General features: G+C 69.9%; 15 protein-coding genes. 9 read left to right on the top strand and 6 right to left on the bottom strand.

Annotated elements, in window-relative coordinates; genetic code table 11:
* Positions 1-1,482 precede the first annotated feature (1,482 nt).
* Together MFF56_RS31130 and MFF56_RS31125 are read right to left on the bottom strand one after the other, a co-directional pair.
* Positions 1,483-1,854 (bottom strand): DUF305 domain-containing protein, encoded by a 372-nt coding sequence (locus tag MFF56_RS31130; RefSeq protein ID WP_066918932.1) that lies wholly within the window; start codon positions 1,852-1,854, stop codon positions 1,483-1,485.
* Positions 1,855-2,128: 274 nt separating this feature from the next.
* Positions 2,129-2,371 carry a hypothetical protein gene (locus MFF56_RS31125; protein ID WP_156453502.1) on the bottom strand — a complete coding sequence of 81 codons (243 nt, stop codon included), beginning with the start codon at positions 2,369-2,371 and terminating at the stop codon, positions 2,129-2,131.
* A 432-nt stretch (positions 2,372-2,803) separates the two neighbouring features.
* Here MFF56_RS31125 and MFF56_RS31120 point away from each other — a divergent pair, with 432 nt between their 5' ends.
* Positions 2,804-3,358: a sigma-70 family RNA polymerase sigma factor gene (locus MFF56_RS31120; RefSeq protein ID WP_238232135.1), complete on the top strand. Its 555-nt coding sequence runs from the start codon at positions 2,804-2,806 to the stop codon at positions 3,356-3,358.
* A complete protein-coding gene (locus tag MFF56_RS31115; protein ID WP_012454454.1) occupies positions 3,355-4,005 on the top strand; it encodes an NrsF family protein in 651 nt (216 codons plus the stop codon). Before MFF56_RS31120 ends, MFF56_RS31115 begins: the two co-directional genes overlap by 4 nt.
* A gap of 65 nt (positions 4,006-4,070) precedes the next feature.
* Here MFF56_RS31115 and MFF56_RS31110 read toward each other — a convergent pair whose 3' ends face one another.
* The 3 genes from MFF56_RS31110 to MFF56_RS31100 all read right to left on the bottom strand — a co-directional run bounded on the left by MFF56_RS31110 (position 4,071) and on the right by MFF56_RS31100 (position 6,841).
* Positions 4,071-4,970 carry a DUF6036 family nucleotidyltransferase gene (locus tag MFF56_RS31110; RefSeq protein WP_238232134.1) on the bottom strand — a complete coding sequence of 300 codons (900 nt, stop codon included), beginning with the start codon at positions 4,968-4,970 and terminating at the stop codon, positions 4,071-4,073.
* A complete protein-coding gene (locus tag MFF56_RS31105; protein ID WP_063111109.1) occupies positions 4,967-5,332 on the bottom strand; it encodes a hypothetical protein in 366 nt (121 codons plus the stop codon). The genes MFF56_RS31110 and MFF56_RS31105 overlap by 4 nt, the downstream gene beginning before the upstream one ends.
* 213 nt (positions 5,333-5,545) lie before the next feature.
* Entirely contained in the window at positions 5,546-6,841 is a 1,296-nt protein-coding gene (locus MFF56_RS31100) for an RNA-guided endonuclease InsQ/TnpB family protein (RefSeq protein WP_283207452.1), read from the bottom strand.
* A 115-nt stretch (positions 6,842-6,956) separates the two neighbouring features.
* Between MFF56_RS31100 and MFF56_RS31095 the strand changes: the two genes are divergently transcribed.
* From MFF56_RS31095 to MFF56_RS31070, 6 genes are all read left to right on the top strand, one after another.
* A complete protein-coding gene (locus MFF56_RS31095) occupies positions 6,957-7,241 on the top strand; it encodes a hypothetical protein (protein ID WP_066919396.1) in 285 nt (94 codons plus the stop codon).
* Between the two features lie 135 nt (positions 7,242-7,376).
* Positions 7,377-7,778 carry a hypothetical protein gene (locus MFF56_RS31090; RefSeq protein WP_066919394.1) on the top strand — a complete coding sequence of 134 codons (402 nt, stop codon included), beginning with the start codon at positions 7,377-7,379 and terminating at the stop codon, positions 7,776-7,778.
* 237 nt (positions 7,779-8,015) lie between these two features.
* The gene (locus MFF56_RS31085; protein WP_066919392.1) at positions 8,016-8,564 is read left to right on the top strand and encodes a FixH family protein; all 549 of its coding nucleotides are present in this window, start codon (positions 8,016-8,018) and stop codon (positions 8,562-8,564) included.
* Positions 8,564-10,093, top strand: coding sequence for an efflux RND transporter periplasmic adaptor subunit (locus MFF56_RS31080; protein WP_238232130.1), 1,530 nt, complete (start codon positions 8,564-8,566; stop codon positions 10,091-10,093). Before MFF56_RS31085 ends, MFF56_RS31080 begins: the two co-directional genes overlap by 1 nt.
* Positions 10,090-13,254 (top strand): efflux RND transporter permease subunit, encoded by a 3,165-nt coding sequence (locus tag MFF56_RS31075; RefSeq protein WP_066924569.1) that lies wholly within the window; start codon positions 10,090-10,092, stop codon positions 13,252-13,254. Before MFF56_RS31080 ends, MFF56_RS31075 begins: the two co-directional genes overlap by 4 nt.
* A gap of 50 nt (positions 13,255-13,304) precedes the next feature.
* Positions 13,305-13,775, top strand: coding sequence for a DUF411 domain-containing protein (locus MFF56_RS31070; protein ID WP_066924570.1), 471 nt, complete (start codon positions 13,305-13,307; stop codon positions 13,773-13,775).
* 556 nt (positions 13,776-14,331) lie between these two features.
* Here the strand turns inward: MFF56_RS31070 and MFF56_RS31065 are convergent.
* Positions 14,332-15,891, bottom strand: coding sequence for an HNH endonuclease signature motif containing protein (locus MFF56_RS31065; RefSeq protein ID WP_066924571.1), 1,560 nt, complete (start codon positions 15,889-15,891; stop codon positions 14,332-14,334).
* Positions 15,892-16,823: 932 nt separating this feature from the next.
* Here MFF56_RS31065 and MFF56_RS31060 point away from each other — a divergent pair.
* A complete protein-coding gene (locus tag MFF56_RS31060) occupies positions 16,824-17,657 on the top strand; it encodes an outer membrane protein (protein ID WP_238232128.1) in 834 nt (277 codons plus the stop codon).
* The last annotated feature ends 217 nt before the right edge of the window (positions 17,658-17,874 follow it).

The raw sequence follows: 17,874 nt of genomic DNA, 5'->3' as shown, positions 1-17,874 counted from the left end.
GCCAAAACCCGACCCAATCGTCGCACGGATGGACTTGCCGGGCAACGCACGAACACTTTGATTTAATGTGAACCTGCCTCGGCCCTCGGCGCTGTTGGAATTCGGTCACAGGTCATGCCCGCGCGGCGGCCGATAGGTGTCGAGATCGTGCCGGCGGGCTTCTGGAGGCTCGTGACTTGGGCGTCTCTGCGTGGGGTGCGATTGCCTGCGGCCTAGGCCGGCTCGCGACGATGCGGATCTCCCCAGGCGCCCGTGACGCCGGTCTTGCCTTCCGAGCTTTGGGCGGGGCCTCGATGTCAGTCCTGACCGGGGCAAGAGGGCGCCGGCCCGTGAGGCTCGGACGCCCGCCCCCTCGGCCTCCCGGGTGCCGGGTCCGAGATGGTCGCGATGCGACCTGATCCTGTCCTCGGTGCCGCGCCAGGGTGCACCACGGACCGCGCAGCCTCGTCTCACCGCCGAGCGCCGGCCGGCTCGGGGCGCTCGGTGACGGGGCGTTGGGGCGCGCGCCGGATCGAACCGGTCGTCAGGCCGTCGTCGAGCGATCGGAATGCGGGACGCAACTTCTGATACCGTTCGTTGCGCCAAGCAGGGGGGACGTTGTCCCAGGCGCCGGCAAGGGCGTGACCCGGCATCCAGGCCATCAAGGCGGCGCCCAGAAGGGCGGCATGGACAGCTCGGTTCATGGCTACGTTTCCCTCTTCTCAAGAAGCTGGCGGCTTCTCGGAAGAGTTCGGGGCCGACGCGGAAAAGGTTGCAGACCGTTCGAATCTCGAACTGCGGTCGGGCCAAGACCCCGGGGCCGCGCCCCGGGGAGACCAGCCCGGCATTGCGGTGTCCCACCGGCTCCGGGCCCGGTCTGCGCCCGGCCCGGTCGCAGCCTGACCGCAGCGGTCGGACGACACGACGAGATGGACGGCGTCGCGGCCTGCCGCCACCCGCGCGGAACCCGGCTCTCAGCGGGCAGGCTGCCGCCGCGCTTGCCCGACGTGGCCCGGAAAACCCAAGCCGAACCGATCCCGGACTCGGGGCCGGGACAGCTCATCGGGATGGCGCGGAACAGATCCTGGGCGAACCGGCATTCGTGGGCGAGACAGAACCGGACTGTCTCGACATCGGCCGGTGGCACCGGCGCAGCCGCGGCGCAACCTCGCCGCCGAACTTCCGGACGATGCAAGCGCGGCACTTGGCATGCGCGCCTGAGTTCAAGGACAGCAGGTGTCCCTTATGCAGGGGGAGCGCCAATAGGGTCCCCTGACGCCGGCTGGACGCTCCCTCCTCCGGCCGTGGCCGTGTCCGCTTTCGGCGACGGGGAGAAGTTGTTCGGCCAGCCTGACCCCGACGACCCGGACGGCGGTGATCCCGGCCGGCGGGAGAGCCTGGCCGGGACCGTGGCTAGCGGGCTCGCCAGACGAGGCGGCGCCGAGCCGTCGAGTCGTTGCCCTGACCCGTCGGCGGTCCGCAGCGAGGCCAGGGGTGGAAGATCTACTTCTCCTTCCGGATCTTGGTCTGGATCTCGCGCAGGCTCTTTTCGTTTTCCTCCTTCGTCTTCCGGGCTTCCTTCACCACCGTCTCGTCCTTCGAATGCTTGATGGCGGCCTCGGACATGTCGACCGCGCCTTGGTGGTGTGCCGCCATGCCCTTCATCCAGGCCAGGTCCGGATCGGGGTCCATCATGCCCTGCATCATCGCCTTGTTCATCTTGTCCATGGCTTCCATGGAGTCCTTCTGCAGAGGGCCCATGTTCTTCATGTCCATGCCCGACATGGACCCGCCCTGGCCGCCTTGGGCGAGCACCGGTGTCGCGCCGGAAGCCATGAGTGCCGTGGCTACGAGTGCGGTTCTCACTACCTTCATGCGAGCCTCTCTGTTCGTTTTACCCTGTGGGGGTACAACCCGGCGGCGTGATCCAGGTTCGCCGTCCGATCGCGCTTTTCTGTTGGGTTGGGTCGTAGGCCGGGCGCGAACAAGCCGGCTGCCATCCGGATGGCCGTGCCCGCCAGCCCCCGGCGTCCGGCAGCCGCGGTCCGGGGTGACGCCACGGGAACGCTGAGCTCCCGGCGAGCGCGCCCGTCGCCGAGAGGGCCACGGGCGACGGGCTTAGGGTGTCGGTGGGACTTGGCACCCCGTGTCAGTGGCGCCCTTCCCGGTGGTGGCCGCCCTCGCGGACGACCTCATGATGCTCCTCGTGATGGTCCGCCTCACCATGATGGCCGTGCGTCTGCCTGTGCTCGATCACGTGTCCATGGCGCTCCGCGCCGTGGTGGTCGCCGTGGGCGGCCCCGACTTCGTCGAGCGCCCGCGCCGGCCCTGCCGTGGACCCGAATGCGGCCGCGGCGGCCACGAGCAACCCGACCTGCAACAGTCTCGACATCCCTTCACCTCCATCGTCGTTCTGCGGCTCAAGGAGCGCGCTTGGCCCCATATACGATCCGGGGGTATTCAGGCGTTTTGTTCCTCCGCGAGCGTTCCGAGCAAGATGGAGGGGCCGGACGACAGCGGGCGGGCTGGGTCGCTGGGGTGGTCAAATGGGCAGGCGGGGCCCTGTAACCATCTGCGCGTTTCCTACGGATTGGTCCTGGCGGGCACCCCGTCCGTGCGAGGCGGCGGGACCAGGCCGGCCGCTCCGGTGGTCGACCCCTTGCCCGCTCGCGTCTCGGGTTCACCTTAGCCCCGGCGGAGGCTGCGCGGGCGGGTGGGCGCGTGTCCGGGGCCGGCACGCGCGGATCGAATGCGAGGCGAGCCGCGGTGACGTGTTTGATGGCCGGGTCAGACGCGTCTTCGCGGTGTGGCCGAGAGAGGCGTCTTGATCAGTCAGGAAGACGAGTTGCGGGCCTTGCTGTCGTCCGGCCTCGCCGGAAGCGCGGCGGACTACCGGTTGTTCCTGGAGCGGCTTGGTCCCCACCTGCGGGCCTATTTCAAGGGTAAGCTCGCGCGCTCCGGACGCGCCGCGCCGGAGGCGGAGGACCTTGTCCAGGAAACGTTGATGGCGGTTCACACGCGACGGCACACCTACGACGTTGGCCAACCGGTCACGCCCTGGCTCTACGCCATCGCGCGCTACAAGCTCATCGACCACCTCCGGCGTACGCGCGCCTCCCTCGCCGACGTGCCCGTCGAGGATGCGAGCGAGCTGGTCGCGCGCGACGACCACGCCGCCGTCGAGAGCACGCTCGACGTCGAGCGCCTGCTCGGTCGCCTTCCCGGCAAGATGCAGCAGGCGATCCGGGCCATGAAGGTCGAAGGTCTGAGCGTGGCCGAGGCCGCGACGCGCTCCGGCATGTCGGAATCGGCCATCAAGGTCAGCGTCCACCGCGGGTTGAAGGCGTTGGCCGCCTTGGCAGGGGGCAAAGGGGAATGAAGACCGACGAACTCATCGGCTTGCTCGGCGCGAGCTTCGCCAGCGAGCCTGCCAAGTCTCCCGGCATGCTGAGGCGGATCGCGCTCGGGGCCGCCATCGGGGCCGCCGGGGCGCTCTGCCTCGCCCTTCTCGCATTGGGCGTCCGGCCTGACTTGGGTGAAGGCAAGTCACTGACCTTCCTGCTGGCCAAGCTGGCCTTCGCCCTCGCCGTCGGTGGCTTGGCCCTGCGCTACCTCGGTCGCATCGCTCGCCCAGGGGGCGAGAGGAGGGTGCATCTCGGCATCGCGGCCCTGCCGTTCGCGGCGGTCATGGTCCTCGCTGCCCTCAGCCTCGCCAACGCGCCGGCGGCCCACTGGGGGACCATGCTCACCGGCCACATGTGGCTCGAATGCCTCGTCTCCATCCCGGTGATTGCTGTGGTCCCCTTCGCGACCCTGATGTGGGCGGTCCGGAGGTTCGGCGCGCCGACGGACCTCGTCCGGGCCGGGGCCCTGGTCGGGCTCGCCTCGGGAGGCGTGAGCGCGATGGGCTACGCGATTCACTGCATGGACGACACCGTACCCTTCATCGCGCTCTGGTACGGCGGCACGATTGCCCTCTGCACGCTGGCGGGCGCGCTTCTTGGTCCTCGCCTGCTGCGCTGGTAAGGCCGTCGGCTCGCCCGTAGGCACGGGCGAACCGCTCCCGGCCCGCCGCGCGCTTCAGGGGCAGGTCAGCCCGGAGGCGTCCAGTTCGGCCGTGGGTACCCGGATAGGTCACCGTGTCGCGCGGCGCGGACGCGCGGATGTGCGTCCCACGCCTCCTGCGTCAGCGCCTCCCCGTCGATCAGGAAGGCGCTCGCCCCGTCCTGCGCCACCACCGCGGGGCCGAGAGGATTGTCGAGGATATCGTAGAGACCGGCCGCCTCGTTCCAGGCGCGGACCGAGACCGAACGGCCCTCGTCCATGAGGAAGGCGCAGTGCGTCCACGCGGGATGGGGCGGCACGACGGCCCCTGCCCGCACGGGTGCGGCGGTCGCGCGCCCGGGAGGTGAGGGAAGGCCGGCGAGGAAGGCGAGCGCACGCTGTGCCAGAACCTCCTCGAACCCGCATTCCGCTACGCGCGCCTGGATGACGGCAAGGTCGAGAGGCCGGGCCTGATGGTAGGCCGCGATGTAGTCCCTGTCCTTGTCGGCAAGGCGGGCGAGCTTAGAAACGATCAGATCCTCCGGGCCGGGGGCCACCACCGTCACGGTCGCCGCGCCGTGGCCTCTCACCTCCCGCACCACCGCGCGCGAGGGCCACGAGGGCGGCAGGCGGGCGGTGCGGTCGTCGACGCCGTCGATGTAGAAACCGTGAGCCGTGTGGAAGTGCGAGCCCTCGCCGAAGATGACGGAGATCTCTTCGGATGCCTCCGCGAGGTCGTCGTCCTGGGCGGCCTCCCAGGCCCGAGCGTTGGCGGGATAGGCGTCGATCTCGGGCGACATGCACATCGTGACCGGCGCGCCGGGCCAGCCCACGAGGATGCCCTGGCTGCCGACGACCACCACGGTGCGGGCCTTGAAGTGCAACGCCAGCGAACGGGCGGTGCGCTCCAGGTCCGCGACCGTCCGGATCTCAATCGGACGGCTCACGCCGGGACGGAGGAGCCTTGGCGGCCGGCATGCGCCGCGCGTTGGGCGGCCGCGCCTTTACGTGCCAGGCGCCAGATCCGCTTTCGGACGTTCGGGTCGCGCACGAACGACACGCCCTCCCCTTCCAGGAACGGCGAGGACAGCCGAAGCCGCTGCATACCCTCGTCCCGCCGGGTGAGGAGTTGCCGGATCGTCCCCGGCGGCTGCCCGAGGATCTCGCGCCACTCGGAGACGAAGGTGCGCTCGGGGTAGTCCGCCTCAAGCCGCATGACGGCCATCTTGGCGCTATCGAGGATGCCCGGGTCGCGCGCGAGCCGACGCGCCACCAGCCGATGGATCATCAGCTTGGCACGGTCGTTCACGACTTCCCTGTTTACCTCGGGACGCACGGGATGCCTCTGGAGCCACACGCGTTTCGGACCGTGGGCATTATGCCCGACGCCCGGAGACCCGACAACGTCGGAGTTGGGGCTCGGTTCGACTTCCACAGAACTTCGGTCCCCGCGGATATGGGGTCTGGCACCGGTCTCTTTGACATCCTCCCCGCCCTGGAGGGCGGGGATTCCTACCGCGTGTCAGGCCGCGAAGGCCGGACCCGCCTCGGTGGGTTCCTGGGCCGACGCCATCACGGGCGAAGTCTCTCCGCAGGCTAACCGGGCGTGCCCCGCCCTTGCAATGTTGATCGACGCCACGTCGTCCGCGTTCGCCGCGTACCCGCACGCCACGCACCGGAACACGGCCTGGCTCGGGCGGTTCCCCGCCGCCACGTGCCCGCATTCCGGGCACGTCCGGCTCGTGTTCGGAGCCGGCACCGGCAGCAGCCAACCGCCGAGCCACTCCTGCTTGTACCCGACCTGCCGGCGGAACTCGCCCCACCCCTGGTCCAGGATCGCCTTGTTCAGCCCCGCCTTCTGACGGACGTTCACGCCCGGCTCCTCGACCGTCCCGGCCGCGCTCGCGGTCATCGCCCGCACGTCCAGGTCCTCGACGCAGACCACCGCGTGGTTCTTGCTGACGGTCGTCGAGGTCTTGTGCAGGAAGTCGGAGCGGATGCGGGCGATGCGTGCCTGGACCCGTTGTACCTTCGCCTTCGCCTTCCTCCAGTTCCTACTGAACTTGGTCTTGCGGGCCATCGCCCGCTGCGCCTTCGCGAGCGCCGCCTCGGCCTTGCGGAACGCGTTCGCCGGTTCGATGACGGTGCCGTCGGACAGCGTGGCGAAACGCGTCACGCCGACGTCGATGCCGACAAGCGTCGTCGACGGGTGGACCGGCTTCTCGACCTCGCGCTCGGTCTGGACCGAGACGTGCCACTTGCCGGCCTTCAGCGAGACGGTGACCTGCCCAATCTCGCCCTCGACAAGCCTGCTCGCGCGGTAGCGCATCCAACCGAGCTTGGGCAGGAAGACCCGCCCGTTCGGCTGGTCGAGCTCGACCTTCTGCGGGTGGCGGAAGGCGTCGTCCTTGCCCTTCCTCTTGAAGCGGGGGAACTCGGCCCGTCCCTCGAAGAAGTTGCGGTAGGCGCGGTCGAGGTCCTTGAGCGCCTGCTGCAGGACCTGGCTGTGCACCTCCTTGAGCCAGGAAGTGTCGGGTTCGGCCTTCCAGGCGGTGAGGTGCTTGCAGAGGTCGGCGTAGGAGAGGTGCTTGTCACCGGCGGCATACCGCTCCTTCTGCAGGGCGAGGGCCCTGTTGAAGACGTAGCGGCGCGCGCCGCAGGAGCGGCGCATGAGCCGTTCCTGCGCGCCGTCGGGCCGAAGGACGAACCGGTATGCCTGGACGCGAAGCACAGGCCAAGGATAGAACGAATGCGGAACGAAGGCAAGGGGATTGGATCGGTGCCCGGGCAGGCTTCTGTCGCGGCCGGCGCTATCCATCCCCGCCCTCAAGGGCGGGGCCTTCCGCGCTTCTACGGTAACGCATCGTCCGCGCGTCCCGAAGTCGTCGGTAGCGGCGCCGTGAAGGCAAACGCGAAAGACGATGGAGCATTCGATGAAGTACATCCTTGCAACCTTGGTGGCCTCCACCCTCATGACCGGCGGCGCTTGGGCGCACCCGAGGCTGACCGGCGAGGCCGTTCCCTCGGCGGGCTGGAGCGTCCTGGAAGGCCCGACGGGAGCCGCGCCCGAGGTGACGGGCAGCCTCGGCCGCGTTTGGGAGGGGCGTGATCTCCAGGGACGGGACCTGAGGAGCAGCACGCGCGGGAATGCCCAGTTCCCCGAGCGTCCCGCCGCGGCCCAGAACCTCGGCACCACTTCGGGCGGACCCGCGTTCTAATCAACGTCGGGCACGTTGCGGGAGCGGCTGTAACCCGTGGGCCCGCACCCGCGAACTTGTATTCGCCGGGCTTGTCGCGAGCCCGGCGCGTCCGGGGCTAGGCAAAGCCCCCGATCAGTGGGATCCTGGAAACGGATGTCGATCCGATCCACCATAGCGCGCCTGCTCACGGCCCTCGCCGTGCTCGGCCTGATCGCCGGGGCATCCGTCGCCCCCGCGCAGGCGCGCGCCTTCGTGGGCGACGGCGTTCAGCGGGACATGGTCGCTCAGCAAGGCGGCGTCACGACGCCACACGTCGCGCCGATGCCCGACGACATGCCGTGTTGCGATCCCGAGCCCTCGGGCCCGGACTGCCGCGACACCAAGGCCTGTCCCTTCGCGGTGGCCTGCGCCGCGAAGATCGTGCCGGGGATCCTGCCATCCCCGCCTGCCGATGGCGGCCCGGTCGCCCCGGTCCTCCTGCCCGTTCGGCAGGACCATATCCGGCCGAGTTTGGCCGCAGCCCCGCAGGCCCCCCCTCCCAAACCGCGTTCCTGAGCACGCCCGAGAGCGGTTCCGCCCCGTGCATGAGCATGCACGGCAGCCTTCGCGCACCGCCGCGCCGCGGCGGCCCGAACGGTCGGGGTCCCGCATCCAGACGCTCCGGAACAGGATCATCCCCGTGTCCACCGAACATCCCGCATCCCCGCGGCCGCGTCCTGCCCCGGCGCATCCCGCACGCCCCGAGCCACGCGCGGCCCGTCTCCCCATCCGCTCAGTCCTAAGGGTGGCGCCATGACGGGCCGGGAGGACTTTTTCGACGCTTACCAGAAGGAGCACCGGCCGGCAGGGCGAGGCGCTTGGCTCCTGCTCGGGCTCGTCCTCATCGTAGCAGCCCTAGCGGGAGCCGGCGCCGGTTACGCGCTCGCGCGCGGCGCATGGGTCATTCCCGGCGCGGTCGCGGCACGGCTTCCGGAACCGGTCGCGGCCTGGCTGCCCAAGGGCGCGCCACTCATGCCCCCGGACCTCAAGGATTATTCCTTCGAGCTCCTGGATCCCGAGACTAAATCGGGCGAGGCGACGCTCAGGGTGCGTCTGCTCGACAAGCGCGCCGGCAAGCCCGTGGCCGACGCGCTTGTCTACGCCCGCCGCCTCGACATGGCACCCGACGGGATGCCGACGATGACGGGTAAGATGAAGCCGGAGGCGAGCCCGGAGCCGGGCATCTACGCCTTCAGGGCCAACCTGGCGATGGAGGGCCGCTGGCGCCTCTCGCTGGCCGCGAAGGTACCGGGCGAGACCGGCACCGTCCAAGACCAACTCGTGCTCAGGGCCGTCGAGTGATGGACCAGACGACACCGATCCACCTGGCGCGGCGACGTGACCGCGCGCACCCGGGCGGCCAGGCGAAGGCGTGGGTCGCGGCCCTCGTTCTCCTGCCCCTCGCCGTCGGCGGCGGCGCCCTCGCCGGGCTGAAGGCCGGCGAGGCGGGATGGCCCCTGCCGGCATGGTTCCCAGCCTCGGTCTCCGGTCTGCTCGTCGGTCGCGACGCGAAGCCGGCCGCGGCCGCGGATGCGCCCGTGCTCTACTACCGCGACCCCGACGGAAAGGCGGCTTACGCGCTCGCGCCGGCGAGGACGCCCGACGGACGCGCCTACCTTCCGGTGCATGTCGGCGAGGATGTCGATTTCGAGCCGCGGCCCGCGGCGGCGAAGGAGACCGAGGCGAACGCCACCTACGCCGCGCCCCCGGCCGTGGGCCGGAAGATCCTCTACTACCGCAACCCGATGGGCCTGCCCGACACCTCGCCGGTGCCGAGGAAGGACTCGATGGGGATGGACTACCTCCCCGTCTACGAGGGCGAGGCCGAGGACGGGAACACCGTCAAGATCTCGCCCGGCAAGGTCCAGCGCACCGGCGTGCGCACTGAGCGGGCCGAACGTCGCGTCGTCAGCCGACCGGTGCGGGTCCCCGGCACCGTCACGCTCGACGAGCGGCGCGTCACCGTCGTGGCGACACGCTCGGATGCCTACGTCGACCACGTCGAGAACGTGACGACGGGCGACCGGGTGCGGAAGGGCCAGCCCCTGGTCCACGTCTACTCGCCCGAGATCAACGCGGCCGCCGCCCAGCTCATCGCAAATCCCGGCTTCGACGGGGCCCGGCGGCGGCTGCAGAACCTGAACGTCTCGGATGAGGTGATCAACGAGATGGAGCGGACCCGGAAGGTGCCGATGGCCATCACCTGGTCCGCGCCCCGGGACGGCCTCGTGCTGCAGCGCACCGCCATCGAGGGCATGAAGGCTGCGGCCGGCGACACCCTGTTCCGGATTGCCGACATCTCGGTGATGTGGGTGCTGGCCGACGTGCCCGAGTACGACCTCGGCAATGTCAAGGTCGGCCAGCCCGTCAGCGTGCGCGTGCGCTCGCTGCCCGGGCGCAGCTTCACCGGCAAGGTCGAGCTGATCTACCCGCAGGTGAACACGCAAACCCGCACCACCCGCGTGCGCATCGAGTTGCCGAACCCCGACGGGGTACTGCTGCCCGACATGTACGCCGACGTCGACATCGGGACCGGGGCGACGAAGCCCGTCGTCGCGATCCCGAACGATGCCGTCATCGACACGGGCGCGCGCCAGGTCGTGCTCGTGGACAAGGGCGAGGGTCGCTTCGAGCCGCGCGAGGTCAAGGTCGGCGCCCGCGGCGAGGGCTACACCGAGATCCGCGAGGGTGTGCAGGCCGGCGAGCAAGTCGTGACCGCGGCCAACTTCCTCATAGACGCCGAGAGCAACCTGAAGGCGGCGCTGCAGAGCATGGCCGCGCCCAAGCCCCCCGCCGAGCCCCGGGCGCAGGCCGAGGAGAAGCCAGAATGATCGCGCGCCTCATCGGCTGGTCGGCCCGCAACCTCGTCCTGGTGCTGATCGGGACCGTCTTCGTGGTGGCGGCCGGTCTCTACAGCGTGCGCACCCTGCCGCTCGACGCCATCCCGGACCTCTCGGACGTGCAGACCATCGTCTACACCGAGTACCCGGGGCAGGCGCCCCAGGTCGTCGAGGACCAGGTCACCTACCCGCTGACCACCGCCATGCTGACGGTGCCGAGGTCGAAGGTGGTGCGCGGCTTCTCCTTCTTCGGGGTCTCGTTCGTCTACGTCATCTTCGAGGACGGCACCGACCCGTACTGGGCCCGCTCGCGCGTGCTCGAATACCTGAGCGCGGCCGGCAAGCGCCTGCCGACCGGCGTGACGCCGACGCTCGGGCCCGACGCGACGGGCGTGGGCTGGGTCTACCAGTACGCCATCGTGGCCAAGCAGCAGACGCTCGCCGAGCTGCGCTCGCTTCAGGACTGGGTGGTGCGCTTCGGGGCCTCGCGCGCCGAGGGCGTGGCCGAGGTCGCGGGCGTCGGCGGCTTCGTGAAGCAGTACAACGTCGTCGTCGACCCGAACCGCCTGCGCGCCCAGGGCATCCCGCTCAGTAGGCTTCGGGAGGCGATCCGGTCGAGCAACGCGGATGTCGGCGGCCGCACGGTCGAGCTCTCCGAATTCGAGTTCATGGTGCGCGGGCGCGGCTACCTGAAGAGCGTCGCCGACATCGAGAACATCGTGCTGAAGACCGAGGCCGGCACCCCGCTGCGGGTGCGGGACATCGCCCGGGTCGAGCTCGGGCCGGACGAGCGGCGCGGCATCACCGAGCTGAACGGCGAGGGCGAGGTCGCGGGCGGCATCATCCTGCAGCGCTTCGGCGCCAATGCCCTCAACGTCATCGAGGGCGCCAAGCAGCGCCTGGCCGAGGTCGCCGCGAGCCTGCCGAAGGGCACCGAGATCCTGCCGGTCTACGACCGCTCGCAGCTGATCGAGGCGGCCATCGACACCCTGAAGCACACGCTGGTCGAGGAGAGCGTCATCGTGGCGCTCGTCTGCATCGTGTTCCTGCTGCACCTGCGCAGCGCGCTGGTGGCCATCCTGATGCTGCCGGTCGGCATCCTGATGGCGCTCGGCGCGATGCATCTCCTTGGGATCGGCGCCAACATCATGTCGCTGGGCGGCATCGCCATCGCGGTCGGGGCCATGATCGACGCCGCCATCGTCATGATCGAGAACGCCCACAAGCACCTGGAGCGGGCGCCCCCGGGCAAGCCCCGGGTCGAGATCCTGGTGGAGGCCGCGGCCGAGGTCGGCCCCTCGCTGTTCTTCTCCCTCCTGGTGATCACGGTAAGCTTCCTGCCGATCTTCACCCTGGAGAGCCAGGAGGGACGCCTGTTCGGGCCGCTCGCCTTCACCAAGACCTTCGCCATGGCGGCGGCCGCGCTCCTGTCGGTCACGCTGGTGCCGGCCCTCATGGTGCTGTTCGTGCGCGGGCGCATCATCCCCGAGCACCGCAACCCGCTGAACCGCCTCCTGATCTGGGTCTACCGCCCGGTCATCAGGGTCGTGCTCCGGGCCAAGGTGCTGACCATCCTGCTGGCGGTGGCGGCGCTCGGCCTGACCATCTGGCCGGCCCGCCAGCTCGGCTCCGAGTTCATGCCGGACCTGAACGAGGGCACCCTGATGTACATGCCCACGACCCTGCCGGGCATCTCGGTGACCCAGGCCGGGGAGCTGCTGGCGACCCAGGACCGCATAATCAAGTCCTTCCCCGAGGTGGCCTCCGTCTACGGCAAGGCGGGGCGCGCCTCGACGGCGACGGACCCCGCCCCCACCGAGATGTTCGAGACCATCATCACCCTGAAGCCGAAGGCGGAGTGGCGTCCCGGCGTGACGCTGGCGAGCCTCAAGGCCGAGATGGACAAGGCCCTGCAGTTTCCCGGTGTGTCGAATGCCTGGACGCAGCCGATCCGGGCCCGCATCGACATGCTCTCGACCGGCATCCGCACGCCGGTCGGCATCAAGATCTACGGCACCGACCTGACCGAGATGGAGAAGGTCGCCCGGCAGGTCGAGGCGGTCGTGCGCAACGTGCCGGGCACGTCGAGCGCCTACGCGGAGCGGGTCATCGGCGGCTACTTCCTCGACATCACGCCGGACCGGGAGGCGCTCGGGCGCTACGGCCTCATGGTCGGGGACGTGCAGGACATCATCGCGACGGCGCTCGGCGGCGAGAGCGTCACGAACACGGTCGAGGGCCGCGAGCGCTACACCGTCAACGTGCGCTACCCGCGCGCCTTCCGTTCAAATCCGCAATCCATCGCCACCGAAGTGCAGGTGCCGTTGCCGGCCGGCGGCACGATTCCGCTGGGCGAGGTGGCCAAGGTCCAGCTGACCCGGGGGCCGACCTCGATCCGCACCGAGAACGGACAGCTCGCGGTCTACATCTTCGTCGACCTGAGCGGGCGCGATCTCGGCGGCTACGTCGCCGAGGCCCGGAACGCGGTCAACACGGAGGTCCAGCTCCCGCAGGGCATGAGCATCCAGTGGAGCGGGCAGTTCGAGTACCTGGAGCGGGCGGAGGCCAGGCTGAAGATCGTGGTGCCCGTGACCCTGCTCGTCATCTTCCTGCTCCTCTACCTCAACTTCCGGCGCCTGACCGAGACGCTCATCGTCATGCTGTCCCTGCCCTTCGCCCTGGTCGGCGGGGTGTGGCTGATGTGGTGGATGGGCTTCAACATGTCGGTCGCGGTGGCGGTGGGATTCATCGCGCTCGCCGGCGTTGCCGCGGAGACCGGCGTGATCATGCTGGTCTACCTCGACCATGCCTGGGACGAGCGGCGGGCCGCCGCCCTGGCCGCTGGGCGGGAGACCACGCGTGCGGACCTGTACCAAGCCATCATGGTGGGGGCGGTCGAGCGGGTGCGCCCGAAGATGATGACGGTCGTCGCCATCATGGCGGGCCTGCTGCCCATCCTCTGGAGCTCCGGCGCGGGGTCGGAGATCATGCAGCGGATCGCGGTGCCCATGATCGGCGGCATGGTCTCCTCGACCGTGCTGACCCTCGTCGTGATCCCGGCCATCTACGGGCTCGTGAAGGGACGGAGGCTGACGCTTCGGCAGGAAGGGTCGGCCGCCGTGCAATCGGGGCTTCCCCGGGCCGCCGAGTGAGCGGGGCTGGACAGGCCGTCCCGGCGGCCGTGAGAAGACAGGAGTCGACTATGAGCGAACTATTCCGACCGTCCCGGCGCATCGTGGTCCTCGGCCTGGCGGCGGTCGGCGTACAGGCGGCATGGGCGGAGGATCTGCCGGAGGTCGTCGCCACGAAGGACCCGAGCTGCGGTTGCTGCGAGGCCTGGGTCAAGCACCTGCGCGACGAGGGTTTTCGCGTCCAGGTCGTGAACGCCCCCGTGAACCCGGTCAAGGCGAGGCTCGGGGTGCCGCGGGAGCTGGCCTCGTGCCACACGGCCCAGGTCGGCGGCTACGTCATCGAGGGGCACGTGCCCGCGTCGGCCATCAAGCGGCTGCTCGCGGAGAAGCCGTCCGCCACCGGCCTCGCCGTGCCCGGCATGCCGGTCGGCTCGCCCGGCATGGAGGTCGAAGGGGTGGAGCCGGCCACCTACGAGGTGGTGCTGTTCGGCCCCGGCGGGCGCACCACCTTCGCGCGGTTTCGCGGCGGGCAGGCCGTCTAGCCGGGCATGGCGGCACGCCCGCCGGGGCAAGCAGGGGGGCTTCTTGACCGAGGTCGACCGGAACGCCGCGGCTTTGACCTTCGAGGACGACGAGGACGACGGCGTGGCTTGCGGCGTCGGCCCGTGCATCGCCGTCGCCATCGTCAACAAGAGCAAGAGATGGGCCGGCTCGTGCCACTTCGGCGACGTCCGCTACGGGCGGAGGAGCCGAGGCGGTTCCTGTCGAGGGCCTCGAAGGCCGGCGACATCGACGGTCTCGTCGGGGTGAGGATTGGGTGGGGTGACGATACCGACCCCGGGACCTCGACGCAGGTTAGCCTGGGGCGCCGCGGCGGCACTGGCGGCGGTGCCGGCCTTCCGCCCCGGGGCCTACCCACCGCTCCGGCTGAATGCAGGGGCCTGCAACGTCACCGCCGGCGCGGGTCCGGCCGACATCCGGTTCGAACCGGGGCGCCCGAATGGGGCGACGCGCCGTGACGGTGGCCTTGGGACTGGGCGGTCGAAGCGCCGGTCGCCCTCGCGTTGGGACCTCGGGGAAAACGGCAGGGTCGCTTCGCTAATCCTCGATCCAAGCGAGCTGCCGCCGGTACACCTGACCCTCGCCACCACAAGACCGGCAATCGAAATCGTGCCGCTGCCCCGTCCCCTTGCAGCTCGGGCACTCCACCAAGTCATATTGCGACCAGTCGTACCGATCCGCCAGTTGCCGCTCCATGCGCCCGTCGCCGCCACAGGGTGGGCAGTCGTAGCCGTTGACCTGTCCGCTGCCGCCGCAGAGGCGGCACGGCACCTCGGCGTAGTCCGATAGGTCGACGCGCTCGGCGTGCCGTGCCTCGACCCGCCCGTCGCCCTGGCACACGGGGCAATCGAGGCCGTCCCGTCGCCCGCTTCCGTGGCAGAGAGGGCAGTCGACCTCGTCGTATGCGGTTGGGTCGATCCTGTCGGCGACGTGCCGCTCCATCGACCTCTCGCCGCCGCAGGCCGGGCACTCCTCGCCACGCCGGCGCCCGACGCCCGCGCAGACGGGACAGGGCACTTCCTGGTAGTCCCTGGCGTCGACCGCTTCCGCGTGGCGACGCTGCATGCGACGCTCGCCGCCGCAGGCCGCGCATGGGCTCCCGTTGCGCTGGCCCAGCCCGTCGCAGACCGGACAATCCACCGCTTGGTAAGCCGATACGTCGATTCGGCGGGCCTCCGCCGTGCCGATGTAGCCCTCGCCTCCGCAGGCCGGGCAATCGGAGCCGTCCCACGAGCCCGCACCCCCGCAGAGCGGGCAGGCGGTCATCGAGGCGTCCCTCAGGAACTCGTCCCGCGCCTCGACGACGGCCGCGGCGAACGTCCGTATCCGAGCCTCGGGCAGCGCCCGGGCTCCCTTCGCCGAGCTGGCGACCTTGGCCGCGAACTTGCCGTAGGACCGGCCGACGGGACCGGCCGTTGGCTTCGCGGTCGCGGCCCTGCTCGCGGTCTCTTCCAGCGCGACGATGTCCTGTTCAGCGAGGGCGACCGCGGCGCCGTGGGCCGCGGCGAACTGCGCGTTGGCAAGCAGGCCGCCGATCTCCTCGATCTGCCGGACGAGTTGCAGGACGGCGAGGCTGGCGTTCCGTTCGATGGTCCACCCGCGCACGCGCCGGTTGACGAGCATCTGCTTCACGGCCCGCACGGTCGCGAGGTCGACGTCGCGGGGCATGTACACGCCCTTGTCGAAGTCCGTGTGGTGGTTCGGGCAGAGCCAGACGAGACCGGCGGGATGATGGCTCAGGGTTTGCGCGACGGGCTCGATGTGCGCGGCCTCGCAGTTCGCGCCGTGGTTGCAGATCGCGCAGCCGCAGTTCGCCTCAAGCTTGATCTCCAGGCGAACCTTGTCGGGCATGTGCGGACGCGTCTTGCCCTCCGTAACCGGCCAAGGTTCCCGCAGGAACTTGTCGAAGGCGGCGAGTTCGGCTTCCTCGTACCAGCGCAGCCCGTCCGCGGTCTCGCACGCGAGCTTGCGCCGGATGCCGGCCTTGGCCCCGTATCGCGTGAAGTATTCGAGGAGTTCCGGCGACATCCGAAGGCGGATCGCCGCTTCGACCTCGGACAGCTTCCCTTTGCCTTCGGGCTTGGTGTTGCTCGCCATCCAGGGGGCTCAAGCGTCCGTTGTCACCGTCTTTGGCGTACCGGCCGGGGACGGCCGCCAGCCGAGGGATACGACGCGGCGGTCGCACCTCGGCCCACCGGCTCGGGCCGGGCGGGCCCTTCTAGACTTGCCGGCGCCACCCGGCAACGACGCGCCCGGACCGGCCTGCCCGATGTAAGTTCAGGCCGAACGGCATTGGACGCCCGGACAGAGGTGCCGCCGATGAAGCCGTCTGCGTACGCACCCGTCCCGCGATGAAAACGAGCGCTGCCTCGGCTTCTACCGGCCGAAGCAGGCATACGATGGGCCATGGTGACACGTGCCGTGATCATGACGCGTGAAGTGGTTGTAGAAGCCGCGCTCGTGAGCGAGATGCTCGCACTCGTGATAGGAGTAAACGCAGCCGAGAAAGACCGGGCGGTCGTGTACCCGGAGTGTCCTTCCGGCCGGTGCGAGGCCGGGGCTCGACTCGTCGTCGAACGCCGCGCCGGAGGGCGGCGGTGTCATGCGGAAGCCCACCGCACCTGCCCCGGTCGGGGCCAAGACCAGGGCGATTGCGGAGACGTAGAGAACTCGTTTGAGCATCGCGCATCCCCTCCCGCTCTTTTCGCGCAGTTGAGATCCCCCGTCCGGGAGGGGTAACGCACGGGCGGCCGAGAACGGTTGCAAACCCCCAGGGGGTAATTGGCATGGCCGGACCGCGAAGTTTCCGGATCGGGTCGAGTTTCGAGCCGATCCGGACGCGCGTGACCGCGTCTTCAAGCCTTGCGCGCACGCCTTACCCATGAAGACCTGAGCTCCCGCCGTTGATGCCAGCAGCCTGTCGGCAGTTACCCCCTCGGGGTACGTTAAGGGAGCATCAACCACGCCGTGGGAGGGTCCGGTGAAGAGGGCTGCGGGCGAGGGACCGGACGATGGGTGGAATGGATCGCATGGCGGGAACGCTCGGGCTGCTCGGCTGCGGCCTGGTCTGCGCGACGTTCGTGGCCCCGTCGCACGCGGCCGACCTGCCGCCGACCGCGCCGTTGCCGGAGCTGCGCGGAACCCTCCCCCCGGAGGCCGAGGTTTCCGGCTTTTACCTCCGCGGCGACGTCGGTTTCAGCAACCAATCCGTGGAACGGCTCTCCAACAGCCTGGACGCGCTCGGCACCATCGAGAAGGTCAATCTCGGCTTCGCGGGCGCCCCGCTCGCGGGCGCCGGCGTCGGCTACCGCTTCGGCCGGTGGTTCCGGACCGACGTCACGGGCGAGTATCGCAGCGCCGCCGCGTTCACCGGGCTTGAACGCTATCGCGACGCGAGCCTGCCGCTCGGGTACGGCACCGACGAGTACACCGCGTCGAAGCGTGAATTGGCCGTGCTCCTCAACGGTTACGTCGATCTCGGGAATTGGTACGGCCTCACGCCGTTCCTGGGCGCCGGCGTCGGCGCGGTGCGGATCACGCTCGACAATTTCAAGGACACGAACGTCGTCACTCAGGGCCTCGCCTACGCGAAAGCAGGCTCGAAGACGAACCTTGCTTGGGCGTTGCACGCGGGTGTCGGCTACGAGGTGAGCCCGAGCTTCACGGTCGAGCTCGCATACCGCTACCTCAATCTCGGCGACGGAAAGACCGGCACGGTCTACAACTATGCCGGCCAGTGTGGGTCCTGCGAGGCGCTGACCTTCAAGAACGTCGATTCGCATGACGTGAAGCTCGGCTTGCGCTGGGCACCCTGGGCCGCGGTCGCCCCGACCGAGCAGGCGCCGCTGGTGCGCCGGTACTGAGCTCGCGTGGCCGTCCGCGCGGGACTCGCGCCGGCGGCGGGCTCCCCGAGCCGCGACGGCCGCCCCCGCGCGGGCAGGATGGGGCGGGTGCACGGCCGAGGCGATTGGCTTGTGGCCCGAAACCGCCGGTAAACAGCTTCAGACGCTCTACCAAAAGCTTAAGTACGGGTACGTTGCCGATATTGCCCGCCTGTGTAAGGATCGGAACCGGTTCGAG

Origin of the sequence: Methylobacterium hispanicum (assembly GCF_022179285.1) — a bacterium.
GTDB lineage: Bacteria > Pseudomonadota > Alphaproteobacteria > Rhizobiales > Beijerinckiaceae > Methylobacterium > Methylobacterium hispanicum.
Note: the sequence above shows the minus strand (reverse complement) of the source record. Positions and strands in the feature narration are given on the sequence as shown.

Bases quoted from the DNA above. Each gene is read 5' to 3' on its own strand.
- MFF56_RS31130 (WP_066918932.1), bottom strand. From the start codon at position 1,854: ATGAAGGTAGTGAGAACCGCACTCGTAGCCACGGCACTCATGGCTTCC.
- MFF56_RS31125 (WP_156453502.1), bottom strand. From the start codon at position 2,371: ATGTCGAGACTGTTGCAGGTCGGGTTGCTCGTGGCCGCCGCGGCCGCA.
- MFF56_RS31115 (WP_012454454.1), top strand. From the start codon at position 3,355: ATGAAGACCGACGAACTCATCGGCTTGCTCGGCGCGAGCTTCGCCAGC.
- MFF56_RS31100 (WP_283207452.1), bottom strand. From the start codon at position 6,841: ATGGATAGCGCCGGCCGCGACAGAAGCCTGCCCGGGCACCGATCCAAT.
- MFF56_RS31095 (WP_066919396.1), top strand. From the start codon at position 6,957: ATGAAGTACATCCTTGCAACCTTGGTGGCCTCCACCCTCATGACCGGC.
- MFF56_RS31090 (WP_066919394.1), top strand. From the start codon at position 7,377: ATGTCGATCCGATCCACCATAGCGCGCCTGCTCACGGCCCTCGCCGTG.
- MFF56_RS31085 (WP_066919392.1), top strand. From the start codon at position 8,016: ATGACGGGCCGGGAGGACTTTTTCGACGCTTACCAGAAGGAGCACCGG.
- MFF56_RS31080 (WP_238232130.1), top strand. From the start codon at position 8,564: ATGGACCAGACGACACCGATCCACCTGGCGCGGCGACGTGACCGCGCG.
- MFF56_RS31075 (WP_066924569.1), top strand. From the start codon at position 10,090: ATGATCGCGCGCCTCATCGGCTGGTCGGCCCGCAACCTCGTCCTGGTG.
- MFF56_RS31070 (WP_066924570.1), top strand. From the start codon at position 13,305: ATGAGCGAACTATTCCGACCGTCCCGGCGCATCGTGGTCCTCGGCCTG.
- MFF56_RS31065 (WP_066924571.1), bottom strand. From the start codon at position 15,891: ATGGCGAGCAACACCAAGCCCGAAGGCAAAGGGAAGCTGTCCGAGGTC.
- MFF56_RS31060 (WP_238232128.1), top strand. From the start codon at position 16,824: ATGGCGGGAACGCTCGGGCTGCTCGGCTGCGGCCTGGTCTGCGCGACG.